At 40.2% G+C, this 16,807-nt stretch carries 11 protein-coding genes, 1 tRNA gene and 1 pseudogene; 7 read left to right on the plus strand and 6 right to left on the minus strand.

Annotated features, from left to right (window positions below):
• Nucleotides 1-3 precede the first annotated feature (3 nt).
• From EHO58_RS13795 to thiH, 3 genes and pseudogenes are all read left to right on the plus strand, one after another.
• Nucleotides 4-2,661 (plus strand): annotated as a pseudogene (locus EHO58_RS13795) (chromosome segregation SMC family protein); the annotation flags it as partial.
• 135 nt (nucleotides 2,662-2,796) lie between these two features.
• Nucleotides 2,797-3,609 (plus strand): thiazole synthase, encoded by an 813-nt coding sequence (locus tag EHO58_RS13800; RefSeq protein ID WP_135680319.1) that lies wholly within the window; start codon nucleotides 2,797-2,799, stop codon nucleotides 3,607-3,609.
• Nucleotides 3,590-4,726, plus strand: coding sequence for a 2-iminoacetate synthase ThiH (gene thiH, locus EHO58_RS13805; protein ID WP_135680320.1), 1,137 nt, complete (start codon nucleotides 3,590-3,592; stop codon nucleotides 4,724-4,726). The genes EHO58_RS13800 and thiH overlap by 20 nt, the downstream gene beginning before the upstream one ends.
• Before the next feature lie 3 nt (nucleotides 4,727-4,729).
• Here thiH and EHO58_RS13810 read toward each other — a convergent pair whose 3' ends face one another.
• The 3 genes from EHO58_RS13810 to EHO58_RS13820 form a co-directional block, all read right to left on the minus strand.
• Complete coding sequence (locus EHO58_RS13810) at nucleotides 4,730-5,017, minus strand: Cys-rich protein (RefSeq protein ID WP_135626059.1); 288 nt, start codon at nucleotides 5,015-5,017, stop codon at nucleotides 4,730-4,732.
• A 23-nt stretch (nucleotides 5,018-5,040) separates the two neighbouring features.
• Nucleotides 5,041-5,114, minus strand: a tRNA-Met gene (locus EHO58_RS13815).
• Between the two features lie 124 nt (nucleotides 5,115-5,238).
• Nucleotides 5,239-6,486 (minus strand): hypothetical protein, encoded by a 1,248-nt coding sequence (locus tag EHO58_RS13820; protein ID WP_135680321.1) that lies wholly within the window; start codon nucleotides 6,484-6,486, stop codon nucleotides 5,239-5,241.
• A 319-nt stretch (nucleotides 6,487-6,805) separates the two neighbouring features.
• Between EHO58_RS13820 and glnA the strand changes: the two genes are divergently transcribed.
• Together glnA and EHO58_RS13830 are read left to right on the plus strand one after the other, a co-directional pair.
• Nucleotides 6,806-8,227, plus strand: coding sequence for a type I glutamate--ammonia ligase (glnA, locus tag EHO58_RS13825; RefSeq protein ID WP_135615791.1), 1,422 nt, complete (start codon nucleotides 6,806-6,808; stop codon nucleotides 8,225-8,227).
• 151 nt (nucleotides 8,228-8,378) lie between these two features.
• Nucleotides 8,379-10,094 (plus strand): glycosyltransferase family protein, encoded by a 1,716-nt coding sequence (locus EHO58_RS13830; RefSeq protein WP_135680322.1) that lies wholly within the window; start codon nucleotides 8,379-8,381, stop codon nucleotides 10,092-10,094.
• Between the two features lie 43 nt (nucleotides 10,095-10,137).
• Here EHO58_RS13830 and EHO58_RS13835 read toward each other — a convergent pair whose 3' ends face one another.
• The gene (locus tag EHO58_RS13835) at nucleotides 10,138-10,896 is read right to left on the minus strand and encodes a hypothetical protein (protein ID WP_135680323.1); all 759 of its coding nucleotides are present in this window, start codon (nucleotides 10,894-10,896) and stop codon (nucleotides 10,138-10,140) included.
• Between the two features lie 329 nt (nucleotides 10,897-11,225).
• On the opposite strand from EHO58_RS13835, the gene EHO58_RS13840 reads away from it, so the two are divergent.
• Nucleotides 11,226-13,058 carry an alginate export family protein gene (locus EHO58_RS13840; protein WP_244241179.1) on the plus strand — a complete coding sequence of 611 codons (1,833 nt, stop codon included), beginning with the start codon at nucleotides 11,226-11,228 and terminating at the stop codon, nucleotides 13,056-13,058.
• 229 nt (nucleotides 13,059-13,287) lie between these two features.
• Nucleotides 13,288-14,694, plus strand: a complete 1,407-nt coding sequence (locus EHO58_RS13845; protein ID WP_135680483.1) for a cytochrome c biogenesis protein CcdA — start codon at nucleotides 13,288-13,290, stop codon at nucleotides 14,692-14,694.
• Between the two features lie 58 nt (nucleotides 14,695-14,752).
• Here the strand turns inward: EHO58_RS13845 and EHO58_RS13850 are convergent, their stop codons facing one another.
• Both EHO58_RS13850 and EHO58_RS13855 read right to left on the minus strand, forming a co-directional pair.
• The gene (locus EHO58_RS13850; protein ID WP_135680324.1) at nucleotides 14,753-15,715 is read right to left on the minus strand and encodes a prolipoprotein diacylglyceryl transferase; all 963 of its coding nucleotides are present in this window, start codon (nucleotides 15,713-15,715) and stop codon (nucleotides 14,753-14,755) included.
• A gap of 71 nt (nucleotides 15,716-15,786) precedes the next feature.
• Nucleotides 15,787-16,803, minus strand: a complete 1,017-nt coding sequence (locus EHO58_RS13855; protein ID WP_135680325.1) for a M23 family metallopeptidase — start codon at nucleotides 16,801-16,803, stop codon at nucleotides 15,787-15,789.
• Between the last annotated feature and the right edge of the window lie 4 nt (nucleotides 16,804-16,807).

Here is a 16,807-nt window from a genome sequence, read left to right on the forward strand (position 1 = left end):
CATATGTATCTCAAAAGCCTGAATATTGTTGGATTCAAGACCTTTGCGGACGAGACAGAAGTTCTTCTCGATCCGGGATTTACCGCAGTTGTAGGACCTAACGGTTCCGGAAAATCGAATATAGTCGACGCTTTAAAATGGGTCTTCGGCGAAAAATCCGCCAAAGGTCTTCGCGGTGATAAGATGGATGATGTCATCTTTCACGGTTCCGAAGCTCGTAAGCCTGCGGGTTTTGCGGAAGTCAGCGTAGTTTTTGATAATTCTTCCAAACTTATCAAGATGGATTATCCAACCATCAAATTGACCCGCAGATTATACGCGGATGGAAATAACGAATATCTAATAAACGATTCTCGTGTACAACGTAAAGAGATCGAAAAGATCCTACTCGATACCGGTATCGGAAAATCAAGTTACTCTATCATGGAACAAGGAAAGGTGGATCGTATCCTTCATTCCAAACCGGAAGAGAGAAGGCTGATCTTCGAAGAGGCTGCAGGTATTTCCAGATTCAAGATGGAAAGACAAGAGGCTCTTAAAAAACTTTCCGACACGAACCAGAACCTTCTTCGTATCCAGGATATTATGAATACGATGAAGAAGGAGATGGAAGTTAAGGAAAAACAAGCTGAGAAGGCTGAAGAGTATTTCAAACTCAAACAAGAGTTGGATGAAACCGATAAGATCATCCGATATATCAAATTTTCCACCTTAACTAAGAAGCATGAAACTTCTGAGAATGAATTAAAAGAAATTAAAGAAAAGAACGTAGTCCTTCTGGAAAGAATATCCGCGGAAACCGGCAGGATCGAAGAGTTAGATCATCATAAGTCCGACTTAGAGAAGAAGGTCGCAGAGATTGACAAAAAACTTTTGGATCATCTCACCCAAACACAGATCCAAAAAGACAAGGTGGAAAGTAATAAAGGTATTATCCTAGATTATTCCGATCGAATTTCCGATATCAGAGAATCCTTAACTAAAGAAGAGTCCGCTCAAAGCCTTCTTCAGATCGATAAAGAAAAATTAGAAAAAGAAGCGATCGATCTGGAAGGAGAAAGTAAATCCTTAGAGCTTGGGATCGAAGATCTTCGTAAAAACAAGACTGAGATCGAAGCAAAGATAGAAGCGGAGAATACTTCTATCCAAGAAAAGGAAACTAAGATCCAGTCGAATGACAAACGACATGTGGAACTCCGAGAAAGATTAAAAGAAGTGATCTTTGATCTAATTTCTCAGCTGGAATCCCGTAAAAAAGAAGCTCAATCCACGGAAGAAGAAAGAAATCGTCTGAAGGAACTCCTACTGGGAGAAGCGGATCGTATTCATTCCGTCGAAACGGAGCTAAAATCCGCATTGGATTCTTATACGGGAGAAGAGACTAAGAACAAACTCTCTTATCTTGCTGGAAAACTAGAAACTGAAAAGTTCAGATCTCAATTGGGAGAGTATTTTTCCTTAGAAGACAGTATCCGTACCTTATTATTTGATAGAGACGGATTTTTATCTCAAAAAGAAGGTTTAGACCAAGAGATAGAAGATCTGATCTTAGAGAATGAAAATCTTACACGTTCTATCAAAGAATCAGGATTATTAATCGAGTCATTGAGAGAAGAAGCGGAGAATATCCGTGAGAAGATCGTTTATTTAGAAAAACGAATCTTAGAATTAAATTCCGAAAAGAATGCTAAGTTAGAATCCGCTAAGTCTCTTACCGTAAGGATAGAAGAGACCCAAAAAAGAATTCTGGCAGCGCAGGAATCCATCAAAACGTTGGGCGCTAAAAAAACGGAATTCGAAAAAGAAGTGATCGAGCTGGAACAACAGATCGAGAACAGATATAACGAATTTTTGGAAATGAGCCGTGCTCTTGATTCTGAAAAAGAAGCACTTCGAAATATCGTAAAAGAGATCCAAGGTCTTAAAAACGAGATCCAGAAAAACCAAGAAGATTATAAGAATTTATTCCCTATCTTGACTGAAAAGGAAAAGGCAGTTTCCGTTTATAAGGTCCAACTGGAATCTTTCTCGGAAGAATTGTATAATGATTATTCTATCTCCGAGCAGGAACTTGCCGACGAGTTTAAGGATAGAAAACCTGAAAAAGGGGAAAGTGAGACAAAACTCAAACGTTTGAAATCCGACATCCAAATGTTAGGTTCCATCAACCCTCTTTCCATCGAAGAATATAGAAACGTAAAAGAGATCTACGAACATCATCGCACACAAAAAGAAGATATCGAAAGATCTAAAAATGATATCACTGAAATCCTGAAAAACATCAATGAAGAGTCCGAAAAACTTTTCAGAGAAACATTTGAAAGGATCAGAGAAAATTTCCAGGAAACATTCTCCACATTATTCAATGGCGGAAAAGCAATGCTCGAACTCGTGGACGGAGAGGATAGCCTAAACGCAGGTATCGAGATCATGGCAGAACCTCCTGGCAAACATGTTCAAAACCTAAGACTTCTTTCCGGTGGAGAAAAATCACTGACTGCGATCGCTCTGCTATTTGCGATCTATATGGTAAAACCTTCTCCATTCTGTTTCTTGGATGAGATAGATGCAGCACTTGATGAGGCCAATAAGCTTCGTTTCTGCCAGATCTTGGATAAGTTTAAAGATAAGTCCCAGTTTGTGGTGATCACTCATGCTCAGTCTACGATACACAGGGCAAATTCGATTTTCGGGGTCACAAACGAAGAACCTGGGATTTCCAAAATTATCAGCTTGAGACTGGACGAAGCCAGAGATTTTGCTGGAAGAGCGACCGAAGCAGTATAATCTGGAATTGTGGCGGAATCAGACGATCTAATCATCGCGGGCAGAAGGTTCAAATCCAGACTGTTTTTAGGCACCGGCAAGTTCTCTTCCGGTGTTTCTTTGGAGAAGGCGATCCATTCTTCCGGAACGGAAGTGGTAACTGTTGCTTTACGCAGAGTGGATCTGTCTTCAACTGAAGATGATATTCTCACCAAGATAGACCGGGAAAGAATATTGCTTTTACCTAATACAAGTGGTGCCCGGGACGCAGAAGAAGCAGTCCGACTTGCAAGACTTTCCCGTGAACTTGGCGGGGGCGACTGGGTAAAACTAGAAGTGACCCCTGATCCAGTTTATCTTCTTCCTGATCCTATCGAAACTCTAAAGGCAGCAAAGATCTTAGTAAAAGAAGGATTTAAGGTCCTACCTTATATCAACGCAGATCCTATTCTTTGTAAACATTTAGAAGAAGCCGGTTGTGCTACAGTAATGCCTTTAGGTTCTCCAATCGGGACCAACCAAGGGATTCGCACCTTGGCAAATTTAGAAATTATCATAGAACAATCCAATGTGCCGGTGGTTGTAGATGCAGGACTTGGACTACCTTCTCATGCAGCGCAGGCAATGGAACTCGGAGCAGATGCAGTTCTTGTGAATACTGCAATTGCGATCGCTAAAGATCCTGCAAAAACGGCATACGCATTCAAACTTGCCACAGAAGCAGGAAGAATTTCCAGATTATACTCTAATTCAGGAATTTCCACATCCAAAAAAGCTGCAGCCTCCAGTCCTCTTACAGGATTTTTAGAAGAAGAATCTAGAAATGTACACGGAGTTATTTGATAAAATCGCCTTCTCAGAAGCGAAGGAAAGAGTATTATCTAAATCTAAATTAGATATAGAGTCTGCACTTCATACTTCTCATTCCGGAAAAGTCCTCAATTTCGAAGAATATCTCTCTTTATTGCATCCATCTGCTGATTCTTATTTAGAAGAGATGGCGGAACTTTCCATTAACTGGACCAAAAAGAGATTCGGTAATACGATTTCTCTCTATATGCCGATGTATCTTTCCAATGAATGTAGGTCTTCTTGCGTTTATTGCGGATTCAGTTTTGAAAATAAGATCCCCAGAAAAACTTTAAACGAGTCTGAGATCCGGGCCGAGTCGGAAGTCCTATATTCAAAAGGAATCCGGCATCTTCTCATTTTAACCGGAGAAGATTATTCTATCACAAATTTAGAATATTTAAGATCCGCGGTCCGTATCTTAAAATCCTATTTTGATTCTATCTCCATAGAAATTTATCCGATGGACCAAGAAAAATACGAGGTATTGATTGGAGAAGGGGTAGAAGGTTTAGTAGTCTACCAAGAGACCTATGATCCGGAGGTCTATTCTAAGTATCATCTACGCGGGATGAAAAAGAATATGAGATATAGACTGGATGCTCCCGATAGAGGAGGCCTTGCCGGTTTTCGTCGTATTGGAGTAGGTGCACTACTTGGGCTTTCGGATCCGTATGGAGAAATGTTCCGACTTGCTGAACATGCACATTATCTTTCCAAAAAATATTGGAGAACTACCATCCAAATTTCTCTTCCTCGAATGAGACCTGCAGAAGGTGAGTTTGATAAGACGATTTTTGTGTCCGACCGAGAGTATGTTCGGTTTTTATTTGCACTTCGACTTTTTTTACCGGATAGCGGACTTGTTCAATCCACAAGAGAATCTATTCGGATGAGAAATCATCTCGCAGGAATGCCGATCACCCATATGTCCGTGGAATCTAGGACAGATCCTGGAGGTTATTCAGGCGGGGAAGAATTGAAACAATTCGAGATAGAAGATACTAGAAAGATCGAAGAATTTACTGAGATGTTAAGGAAGAAGGGACTGGATCCAGTCTTTAAGGATTTCGACCGGGCATTTTTACAAGTACCCGATCGAATGAATTAGAACTTATTTTTTACCTTTATAACTGTCCATTAAGCAGCTATTAAAAGGTGCACATTGGCCTGAATGAGTTTCGTAACAAGAAGTAACTGCTGAATAATTTTTGCGGCAGGTATTCAAACAACCGGCTCCCACTTTTTGTTTATCTGCAGCACTAAGCTTTTTTTGCCCTTCTACGCAGGTTGTGTAAAAATCACAGATCTGGTTGCATGCTTGGCTTTGAGCGGAAACGGAGGAGAATCCGGTGAAAACCGTAGCTAGCAAGATTAGGGTTGCGAGGATTGTTTTTTTCATGGGTGTGTTTTCTCCAAAGGACCTAGCGACGCAGGGATTCGAACCCCGGACCTGCGGATTATGATTCCGTTGCTCTAACCAGCTGAGCTACGTCGCCGTTATTCCTAGGAAATACCTTTGAAAGGTATTTACCGGTCATTTTTTTTGAAATACCGGCATTGTCAAAGATTTCTCTCCGGGAGATTCCGAAACCTTCCTAGGATAAACTGGCCTTATATTCCTTAATCTGACCTTTGCCCGATTAGAATGTTCCAGCTTTCGGGTGTTTTTCCGTTCCCTTTTTGTTCCGGATTTAGTAAATTTTTTCTTTCTAAGAGTAAATTTTCTAGACGAGTCTGTAATGTTTTTCCTAAATTTTCCCACTCAGTTTTTAATTCTTCCGGAAAAGAAAGTTTAGAATGAGATTCTAGTTGAGAGAGAAGGTCAGGGATCAGTTTTTCTTCTAGTTCCTTCTTCCTAAGTTGGAAATGTTCCGATAAATCTTTTTGAGAATTTGAATATTCTTGTTCTAATCTTTTTAGAAGGTATCTATCCGTTCTACCTGAATATTTATCCAATAAATGAACGACTTTTTCTTCGAAGATCGCTTCCATTCCGGCCTCGGTTTTAGGATGAAATTCTTTCCCAGTCCATTCTTCTAATTTGCTCAATATGTCTTTGTGCTGAGGCCTTTCTTCTATCCAACGAGAAACTAATTCCTCATATGCTTCTGCAAGAACGCAAGCGAGTATCAAAAGTTGTAGCCCGAATGAAAAATGGATCTTAGGTTTAAAAACGAATTCATTCTCAGATTCGATTTTCCCCAATGAGGATAAAAGGGAGAAGTATTTGGAATCTGCTCTTTTATATAAGAACTTTTGGATCGTTTTTTCCAACAGAGAAGAAGATCCGGAGACTAATTCGTATTCATGAATTTCTCTGATATCCGTCAAAGATCCTACGAAAAAGGCTTTGGCTAGAGAGAAGGAGGAGGAATATCTTTTTCCATTCTCTTTTTTTCCCCATAATTTTCTTTCTAATAGTAGGGAATTTGAATGTTTCTCTTCTTCTTTCCAAACGATTTCAGGGATGGAATGGATCTCTATTCCGAAAATTTTGCTGAGTTGTTCTTCTGATCTTTCGATCTTTTCTAAAATATGAATATAAGAGTCGGTTAAGCTAGTTCCTTCTGAGATCCAAAAGCATAGTTTTTTTCCGAATAATACCGGAGGGATTAAATAGGAGAAGGTAACTGAATCAGGGTTATCTATTTGCGTGCGGATCGGATAAGATGGAAGTGTAGAGAGTAGTTTAGAAGAAGGAACCCATTCTTCCAACGGAACTAAAAAGTATTCTTCTGCTCCATTCTCCTTTGCCCATGCCAACACGGTTTGAAAATATTCTTTTGAGTTTGGAATTCCTGTTTGGACACCCGTCTCGGCTGAAAAAGAAAGTTCGGATGGACTAGGCCATTTGGCAAGGGTCTGCATGGTTTCTCCCATGATTATATTTTGAGCGTAGTGTACCAAACTAGCGCAAGACAAAGGACAGATAGATCTAAAACCTCGGGTCTCAAAATTCTATCGAATCCATTCAATCGGAGTTTTTTACTGATTGCCTCAGGTTCAAGGATTTTTAGCCTGAACATGGACTGCTTTTCAAGGGGCTCATCCTTTTTTTATTGGGAAGGAAGATACTTGCAAGATGGGTATTAGGATTTGGCACATCTCTTGCATAAGCATAAGCAGGACACGCTTTTCGCGTGCGAATTAGAGACCCCTAGTACAAAGATATAGGAGATAAGTATCAATGGCGAAAAATGCCGCAGAAGTGATCGCTTTCGCAAAAGCGAACAAGATTCTTTTCTACGATTTCCGTTTTACGGATATTAAAGGAGCTTGGCACCACGTTTCTTACCACGTAGATTCCGTAGAAGAAGACACTTTAAAAGGACTTCCTTTTGACGGTTCTTCCATCCCTGCTTGGCAGCCGATCCACAAATCGGACATGCAGTTGATCCCTGACCCAACTTCCATTTTTTTGGATCCGTTTACTGCAGACCCGACTCTTGTAGTATTCTGCGACGTTTGGGACATCTATAAGAACCAAGCTTACGAAAAATGCCCTCGTTCCATCGCTAAAAATGCGGTGAAATATCTGAAAGATACCGGGATCGGCGATACAGTTTACTTCGGACCAGAAAACGAATTCTTCCTTTTCGACGGTTTGAAAGTAAGAGACGCGATCAATATTCAGTATTATGAATTAGAATCTTCCGAAGGTATTTGGAATTCTCACACTGATATGCCTGGTTCTATCAACACAGGACACCGTCCAGGAACCAAAGGTGGTTACTTCCCAGTAGCTCCTGTGGATTCTCAAGTTGATCTTCGTGCAGATATCGTTAAAACCCTTCATAAGATCGGAATGGAAACTTTCGTGGTTCACCACGAGGTTGCTCAGGCTCAAGGTGAGATCGGAGTTAAATTCGGAACTCTTATTGAAGCGGCAGATAACGTTCAAAAACTGAAATATGTTGTTAAGAACGTAGCTCATAAATGGGGAAAAACTGCAACCTTCATGCCTAAACCTCTTTACGGAGATAACGGTAACGGTATGCACTGCCACCAATCCATTTGGAAAGACGGTAAAAACCTATTTGCAGGAAACGGATACCAAGGTTTGAGCGAGCTTGCTCTAAACTATACCGGTGGTGTATTGAAGCATGGAAAAACCGTAGCTGCTTTCACTAACGCTTCCACAAACTCTTATAAGAGACTTCTTCCAGGATTCGAAGCTCCTGCGATCTTAGCTTACTCTGCTCAGAACCGTTCCGCTTGCGCGAGAATTCCGTTCGTTAGCGGCGAAAAAGCTAAACGTGTTGAGTTCCGCTTCCCAGATTCTTCTGCGAACCCTTATCTTGCATTTGCTGCATTGCTTATGGCAGGACTTGACGGAATTCAGAACAAGATCGATCCGGGACCACCTCGGGAAGAAGACTTGTTCGAACTTTCTCTGGATGAGATCCGTGAGAAGGGAATCCAACAAATGCCTCACACTCTTAGAGAAGCAGTTGAGCATATGTTGGCTGGTAAAGAAATTTTCAAAAAAGGAAATGTATTTACCGAAGAGTTCATCCAAACCTACAAAGCTTACAAATTCGAAACCGAAATTTGGCCTTGGGAAGGACGTCCTCACCCATTCGAGTTCCTTACTACTTATTCTTGCTAATCGTAAGAATTCAGTATGGATTAAAAAACCCCGAGATTTCTCGGGGTTTTTTATTTGAGAAGGGCAGATTACCCCGTTCTTGACAAATGCGATAAGATTAAGAGCATAGACATCCTATAATAAGTGATTTTTACTTAATGGATGTCCTGTAATGAATGGTAATTTTCTGAAAGAATTCAAAATTAATAGATTCAAAGAAATTTTTCTTAAAGTTACACCCTTTATCATTATAGTATGGTCCACGTACTTTGCGTACCAGAATAAATTTTTACAAGACGACGCATTCATAACTTTTCGGTATTCGGAAAATTTTGTAAAGGGACTTGGGATCGTATTCAATCCCGGAGAATATCTAGAAGGATACACTAACTTTCTTTGGATGTTATTAGTTTCTTTAGGAATCCCGCTTGGGATACCTCCTGAAAAATTCTCCATTCATTTGGGTTTATTTTTCTATTTAGGGACCTTATCGGTTTGGTTTAGAATCGCTAAGTCCTTATTCAAATCCGACGAATTTTATATAATAGGATTTCTCTTTTTATTAGGCTTTAATTATTCTTTTTCTTCGTATGCGACAGGAGGACTCGAGACCTCATTAATCACTTTCTTGATCAGCGTCGTTTCTTATATCACATTAAGAATTTATGATCAATCTAAGTATTCGGCTTTATCTTTGATATTAATGAGTGTCGCTCTTGCGTTATTGGTCCTTACTCGAATGGATGCCGGTTTAGTCGCCTTGGTAACTGGACTTTTCTTATTATATAATATAAGGAATCAAAAGAGTGAGTCGATTCGATTTTTAGCACTAATTTCTATTCCTTTCGCATTTATTATTGGTGCATGGTTATTATGGAAATTGAGCTATTACGGCAGTATTTTACCGAATACATTTAACGCCAAGGTGGGCGGTAAAAATACGGATAGTTTAATTGCTGGGTTGGAATATTTTCAAATATTCTTATCTATATATTCTATTGGTCCATTTTTAATTTTAGGGATTCTGTTCGCGTTTTATAGATCAAATTTCAAATTTTATTCCTTTTTGGGTTATATAGGATCCTTGGTTGGATTGATCTCCTTATATATACTCTGGGTGGGAGGGGACTTTATGGAATTTCGATTTATAATACCTATTTTCCCTCCAATAGTATTAGCTTTATTTCTTATTTTTAAAGAACAAGCAAAGGCGAGCTTATTAATAGGCTCCATGTTAATCGTTACTAGTATTTCTTCTTATTATTTCAGATTACAAGATAGGTTCTTTTTGGAGCCTATCTCGAATTTTTCGACAGTAGAAACTACTCGTATGTTGGAAAGACATCTGAAATCTCCCTATGAAAATTGGAGTTTGATCGGTAAAAAATTCCAAGAATATTTCGGAAATTCTCAAGTCAGAATAGCCTTAACACCCGCAGGAGCTATTCCTTATTATTCAAAACTTTATACATTAGATATGCTTGGCCTAATGGATACTAATGTTCGAAATCCGGATAAATTTCTAGCTGCCGAATATATGAAGAGCGGGCATAAAAGATTTTCTAAGATAAGTTATTTGAAAGAACAACAAGTTAATTTAGTCATTGGACATCCGGTAATTAATCTAACGAATGATTTTGAAGATCAATTTCCTGTTGAGGCAGCTGTTATAAGCTCAAGAATTCCTCGTATAAAGATAAATAAAGAAGTGGTTTTAAGGAACTTTTTTCCTTATATATCTGCGGAAGAAATTGCAGGCGTACAGTCCCTAAATCTGCTATGGATCCCTGTTAATGAATCAATAAAAGTCCTAACAATTTATTTAAGTCCATCAGAGTTCATTGATCAAAAGATTATAGAAAACAAATGGGAACTGATTCGGCTTTAAGTTTAGGATCGATACTTTTTGTTTAGAAGATCTATAGCAAAATTTAAGGGATCTGATCTAGGTTCGGTTTATCCGCTTCCGGATATTTAGCCAAATATGCCCCTACAGTTTCTCTTTTTTTAGTCAGCCTTTCTCTATGATCGGAGATTATCTGTCCGAAGTCTAATTTACCTGTGATGATCTCGTATCTTTCCGTTTCAATCGTTCCTAGATCCAGATCATAATCAATCTCTGAGGCTTGGTCCGCGTATTTTCTGGAAGCTTCCCAATAAGGAATAGCCTCTTTGTAGAATGAATCAGCTACTTCGAAGGATTGTTTGAGCTCGTGGGCAAAATCTAAATTATAAAAATATAAATGCCTTTTATCGAATTGAGAAGCGATCCTCATATAAGATCTCATAATCTGCAGATTCATGTGCATAAAGATCAGAAGTCTATATTTATGATATTCTTCTTCGTTAGTTACTCTGCAGAGTGCATTTCTTGGATGCCGGAATCTTTTTTGTAAACCTGCTTTTAAGAAGAATATATTCCTTCTGAGCTCATTCTCTTTATAATGAAGTTTGAGACCGTACATCTCGTAATAATCTTCTAAAAACTTCGGTTCCCATTTATGGAGTTTATAGGGCACCCAATCGGAAAACTTGGTATATACACCATTCTTTTCGTATTCGTAATTATAATCCAAGTCCGGTTCCGTACTGATGGAAACGGGAATTGAATTCAATTTTTGTAATGTAGGGGAGAATAGCAGAAAGACTAAGATGCTGGCTCTAGCTATATATTTGGTCTCTCTGAGCATTCTATCTTATTCTATCGGTCTTTCTGTACAATCCTGGATGGAAAAGAAGTTTCGAAATATTCTACTTTAGCAGAGGAAGAGACAATTTGGCATGATAAATGCGAGTTTTTAAATTAAAAAAGCGACTGAAGGTCAAAAAATCTAAGAAAATATCAAATAAATTGTTTACAGAATCTGTTAAACTCCGATTTATATCCGCTATATTGGATTTTAATCCAAAATAAGGGACTCCCCATATGTTAAAAAATACAGTTACAAGCCGACCGAGTCGGAACAAAAAAAATTCACTCTTACCAGTCCGACTCTTTTTGTCCTTCGGACTTTTCGGATTGGGAACCCTATGGGCCCAAGGTGTAGAGCCTCCTAAACAGGAGACAGTGACACAGGCGGAGACTATTCCGGCCAAGCCTGCTGCAGAAGAAAAAACTACTGCTCCTTCTACTCAAACTACTCCTGCAACTGCGACTAGTAATGCAGATGCTAAGGACAAAGAAAAGGAGAAGGAAAAACCTCCCGCTCCCCCTTATAAAAGTCCTTGGAAAGGTAAGTTAGACGGGGAATTACTTGGTACCTTACTCTTAACTCCGGAACACCAGGATACAGTTAAGAAAAACCCAAATCTTTGGATCACTGATAATCTTCGCTTCGGTATACAGATCCGTCCTAGATTCGAAAATTTTAATAACCAAGATTTTGACAAATCTACAAGTGATTCCAAAAACTACGTTACCCAAAACAGCCAGTTCTGGACTCTTTTGGATATCAATGAATCATTCGCGGTGAAATTAACCATCCAAGATACTCGTCTCTATGGACAGTATAAAGACCCGAGTGGAACGGGATATGGTCCTACTTCTTTTACGAATTCTATCGGAACGGCATATGCTCCTGGAAGTCAGATTCCTGTAAAAAATAATACGGACGTACGAGAAGCTTATGTGATCTGGAAGGATTTTCTTCCTTATACAAAAATGTATTTAGGTCGCCAGACTTTCTCTTATGGAGATTCCAGGATCATAGGTGCTCGGAATGATAGTCAGATCGGTAACTCTTTCGATGGGGTAAGAGTTGCATTTGATACCAAAACATGGTCTACACATGCAGGTTATACTGTTCTTGCAGAAGAGAGTAATGGTCCTAACGGGTTTGTAACCGCAAATAACCAGAAAGTCAGCGGGGCAAGTGCGCTTAATGATACTTATCTTGCATTCTTATACAATACTTGGAAACCTTCCGAAGAGTTAGTGGTAGATTTGTATGAGATCGGTGTTATCAAAAAATACAATACTACCACAGCTTCCGGGCCTCTTGTAGATCCGAATCTAAGAACAAACGGTCGGGACAATCTATTCACCACTGGTATTCGTTTAAGCAATAGAACCGCATCCGGTAGAAGTCTTCCTGCAGGAAAATCTTGGGACTGGGGTGTAGAATATGCAGCCCAAACAGGAAGTACCGGTCAGACGATAAACGCTTCCTGGGATACTTTGAATACTACCATCGGAACCGGCGCGAACAAACATGCTGCCTACAAGGAAACAGTTCAGCATGACGCTTCCTTCTTCTTGGCCCAAACCGGTTATAACTATAAAGGTTTCCGTATTGGAGTACAATTCGCAAGAGCTTCCGGTGACCCGAACAGAACTGACGGAAAATCAGCAACCTGGGATCCTTTATTTGCTACAAGATCCGGAGGATTCCCTTATTTCGATTCAGGGAACGGTATTGCGAACGCTGCCTTCTGGGCGAACGTAAGAACTTCTTCCATTCATCTCCAATACTATGATGAGACATGGGGAAGATTCATTTTTGCAATCTACGATATTCGTAAGGATAAAGTCCAAGACGCATGGTATGACGGTAATAGGACTGCAGTTACAGGAAGCACAGGTTATGATGCGAACGGAAATTTTGTCGCGAACAAGGCTGTTACAGGAAGTACTGAAAACGTCGGTAATAATCCATTCCTGAAAAATTGGCAACCTGGACACAGACTTTTACTGGAGTATGATCTGATTTATATCAAGAAGATCAATGATTACTTCTCGATCTGGGCAGGAGCCACTGTTCTTTACGCGGGAGACGCGATCAAAAACCAAAAACAATTCAATTTCGATCGAAATAGTACCTATTTCTCACTCACTCTTCAGTTCGCCATCTGAGGAGTCGTTCATCTGATGCCCGGTCTTTTTTTAGAAAAGGACCGGGCTTTTTCTGTCCTTTCTACCTTTCCGCATCGTCCAAACAAGTACGGACCAAATCTAGGGGTGTCCTTCCGGGAATTCAGGATTGACCATACTTTTAGAAATCGCAACTTGGTTTCGAGGTTATGGAGCCGATAATGAATCTTAGGAGAAAGACAAATCCTGTTTGGGTCTAATCGTCCATCTCATGAAGAAAATTCGGATCCTTCTTTCCTCAATGTTCGGCCACAGAGCCGGACTTCTAATATTCTTCTTTTTCCTAACTAGCTCGTTACAGGCCCAATCCCAGGTAGTTTCTGAATCCTGGATGTCTTCTCTAAACAGATGGCTGGAAACCGGAATTTCAGGTTCTGAGTTCGGATTTCATTCCGCAATCTTTCTGGTCTTGGGAGGATTATGCGCGAGCCTTCTTCCTTGCGTTTATCCTTTGTATCCAATCACAGTCGGGATCATAAAAGCAAGGGGAGAAACTGCCACCAACAAAATGTTCCATCCTTTGGTGTATTATGCCGGGTTGGCCTCCATGTATTTTTGTTTCGGTCTCGTGGCAGGAGTTTCAGGTGGAGCGTTTAATACCGTTCTAAGATTTCCAGGAACGAATCTATTTTTAGCCGTAATTATCTTTTTATTAGGACTTGCTTCATTAGGAATTTTGCATCTACCGATTTTCCCTGTGAAAGAATGGAAAGGCTGCCAAGGTTGGAAGGGAACCTTCCTTTTGGGAATGGGAGCGGGCTTTTTATCTTCTCCTTGTGTGGGCCCGATCGTAGTTGCGATTCTTATCCAAGTGACTGCCGGGGTCCAAAGTATCAGCGTTTATTCTTTAGCGGTTTCCGCGTTTAAGATGGCCTTGTTCGGGCTTGGTTTAGGATTGCCGTTTTTATTTTTAGGAGTGTTCGGTCTTTCTCTTCCTCGTGGTGGTAAATGGACTAGATGGATACAGATCGTTTTAGGATTTGTGGTCTTCTATTTTGCCTGGTCTTATTATACTAAGGCAATGCAATTATGGTCTGTTCCGACGGATTTGAGTGTTGGTATCTTGGTTGCTGCTCTTGGAGTTTTGGCCACTGCATATTATTACCAACCTGCATCCCTTCTCCGCACAGAAAGAATGAAGAAGGCATTACTTCTTACAGGACTAATTTGTTCTAGCGCTATCTTGATCCGACTTGCGGGTTGGGGTGTTGTTCCAGGCGGGATCAAGAAGGATCTTGTAGAAGAGCACGGAAATCTGGAGTGGCATAGAATTTCTGATACCGCATTCGAGACTGCTCGAACGGAAGATCGTTTGGTGTTTGCGGATTTTTATGCGGATTGGTGTTCTAATTGTAAGGCTTTCGAAGAGTTGACCATCTCCGATCCGAATTTGAACCAGGCCTTAGGCAAAACTATCCTTTTGAAGATCAAGGATGATGATAAGGATTTTCTAATATATGAGAATGATCCTAGATTCCCTGAATTAAAAATCGGACTTCCATTCTTTGTGATCTTCTCTGCAGACGGGAAGGTTCTTTTTAAAACTACGAATTATTTAAATACTGCGGATATGATCAGAACGATCAAAGGTGAAAATATCCACGCCTCAGGTGAGTGAGACGCGGAGAAGTTCATAGCTGCATTTTCACGCAGAGGCACTGAGCCTCAGAGATTTTTTAAGCCGGGACCGGTTCTTTTTCCCAGAGTTTCCATTTCACTAAGAAATATAATCCGACCAATATGATCGCGATTGATACGTACTGAGATTGAGAAAATCCATGCCAGTAATATCCATTTAAGAAGGTAGTAGTTTCTCCATTTGCTCCTGGAATGTTTGATTGAACAGGAGGATCGAAGAATGGGATCACTGCTTTATTCACTCTTAAGAACTCAATCGCAAGTCTTGCAAATCCATGTAGGATTAAATACTGAGCACCTAAGCTGAATTTTTTGAAGTTTTGGAATCTTGCCCATTTTTGGAAGTAAACGAAAAATAGGAAAGATACGGCCGATTCCATAACTGGAGTATTCCAAACTGGAACGCCGCTCGGAACTGCACTTGTTGGCCAATAGGTGAATGTTAAAACCGGAATGTCAGCATGAGTTGCAAATCCGTAACAACCGTCTCCGGAAACAAAACATCCTAATCTACCGATTGCATAACCCAATGCCATGCTTGGAATTGTGGCATCCAAGTAAGCTTTTACATCCAATTTGTTTTGGATCATATATAAGCTAATGAATAAGATCCCGAAAAGGAATCCCCCATAAAATACCAAACCGCTTCCGGAGAATAAACTGGACCATAGTCCTGGACGACCAGGGAAGCCGTCGAAGTGGGTGAGTGGATAGAGGTATTTTCCGTCAAAACCTGGGGTATCCACGAATACTTGGTCCCAGATCTCGAAGATAAAAAATATCTTAGCGCCTACGAATGTTCCGAAAACTCCTAAGATTAAAAGCCAATCTGCATGAACAGGTTCCAGATGTTTTCTTTCTAATTCCTTAGGTAAAAAATAAGAAGCCGCTAAAAAGGCGATGACTACTAAAATGCTAAATGTGGAAATTCCTTCCCAACCGCTGCTGATGTATTTCTGGACGAAAGGTACTAGTCCGGGAATATCTATGACTTTATACATGGTTCCTTCTTTGGATCTTTTTTCCCTTATATTCGTTCCCCGAATCGGGAAAGTTTCGGAGAGATTAAAATTTATTCCATATTTACGAATTCTGCAGGATCCATAGGGGGATCATAACCTATATGGACCTCGTAATGTACGTGAGGACCTGTGGCCTTTCCTGTGGACCCTACATTGCCTATATGTTGGCCTCTTGTGACTAACTGTCCCTTTTCTACAAAGACTACGGAGCAGTGTCCATACACAGTGTAAAATCCGTTCAAATGGTTGATACGGATACTTTTTCCGAGTCCACCGGCAGATTGTCCATTATCTTCTATCACACCTGGAGCCGTTGCATAGATAGGAATTCCTTCGCCTGCAGCAAAGTCAATACCCGAGTGGAATTCTCCCATCTCCACTAGACCGAATGGATCCACCCTTCCTCCGAAAGTAGAAGTCACAAATCCTACTCCGGGTTTTAAAGGACGGCCTCTAGGCATCGCGTATAGAATCGATTCTCTTTCTTCCAGATAATCGAATGCATTTTGGAATGCATGTTTGATCTTGTATAATTCAATATTTCTTTCTGCGAAACCTTCGACAGTATCGGAATATAGATCCATGTTAGTCGAAGATTCCGGAACATTTTTTTTCAAGCTGAACTCAGGTACATAATCGAAGGTGAGAATTCTTTTCCAGGGAACTTCTTCCCAAGCTACTAGATTTAACTGTTCCGTTTTCTTTTCTAATCCGGAAATTTCTTTCTTAGCATCTTTGAGAAGAGAGTTATAATAAAGAAATAACCCGACATTATTGTCAGTCTCTCTGATCAACTCCCGATTTGGTACAAAGAAGAAGTTCATATAGACTACAAATGCACTCGCGAGCAGAAAAAGTAGGACAGATAACACTCCTAAAAACGCGGCCATAAAAACACTTAGCTCTATGTTCAGTACAGCTTCGTGATCGTGAGGTACGAGTAGGAAAGAAATTTTGCGAGAGCCTTTTTCTTTGATTTTTAGCCAGGAAGAACGAAAGCGAAGATACTTGATCTTCAGCCTTTCTGCGGCTCTGGGGCGGTCTTCGAACTTTGCCTCGTTGTTCATAGAT

Origin of the sequence: Leptospira selangorensis, assembly GCF_004769405.1 — a bacterium.
GTDB lineage: Bacteria > Spirochaetota > Leptospiria > Leptospirales > Leptospiraceae > Leptospira_B > Leptospira_B selangorensis.

Bases quoted from the DNA above. Each gene is read 5' to 3' on its own strand.
- EHO58_RS13820 (WP_135680321.1), bottom strand. From the start codon at position 6,486: ATGCAGACCCTTGCCAAATGGCCTAGTCCATCCGAACTTTCTTTTTCA.
- EHO58_RS13835 (WP_135680323.1), bottom strand. From the start codon at position 10,896: ATGCTCAGAGAGACCAAATATATAGCTAGAGCCAGCATCTTAGTCTTT.
- EHO58_RS13830 (WP_135680322.1), top strand. From the start codon at position 8,379: ATGAATGGTAATTTTCTGAAAGAATTCAAAATTAATAGATTCAAAGAA.
- EHO58_RS13855 (WP_135680325.1), bottom strand. From the start codon at position 16,803: ATGAACAACGAGGCAAAGTTCGAAGACCGCCCCAGAGCCGCAGAAAGG.
- EHO58_RS13810 (WP_135626059.1), bottom strand. From the start codon at position 5,017: ATGAAAAAAACAATCCTCGCAACCCTAATCTTGCTAGCTACGGTTTTC.
- EHO58_RS13845 (WP_135680483.1), top strand. From the start codon at position 13,288: ATGAAGAAAATTCGGATCCTTCTTTCCTCAATGTTCGGCCACAGAGCC.
- EHO58_RS13850 (WP_135680324.1), bottom strand. From the start codon at position 15,715: ATGTATAAAGTCATAGATATTCCCGGACTAGTACCTTTCGTCCAGAAA.
- glnA (WP_135615791.1), top strand. From the start codon at position 6,806: ATGGCGAAAAATGCCGCAGAAGTGATCGCTTTCGCAAAAGCGAACAAG.
- thiH (WP_135680320.1), top strand. From the start codon at position 3,590: ATGTACACGGAGTTATTTGATAAAATCGCCTTCTCAGAAGCGAAGGAA.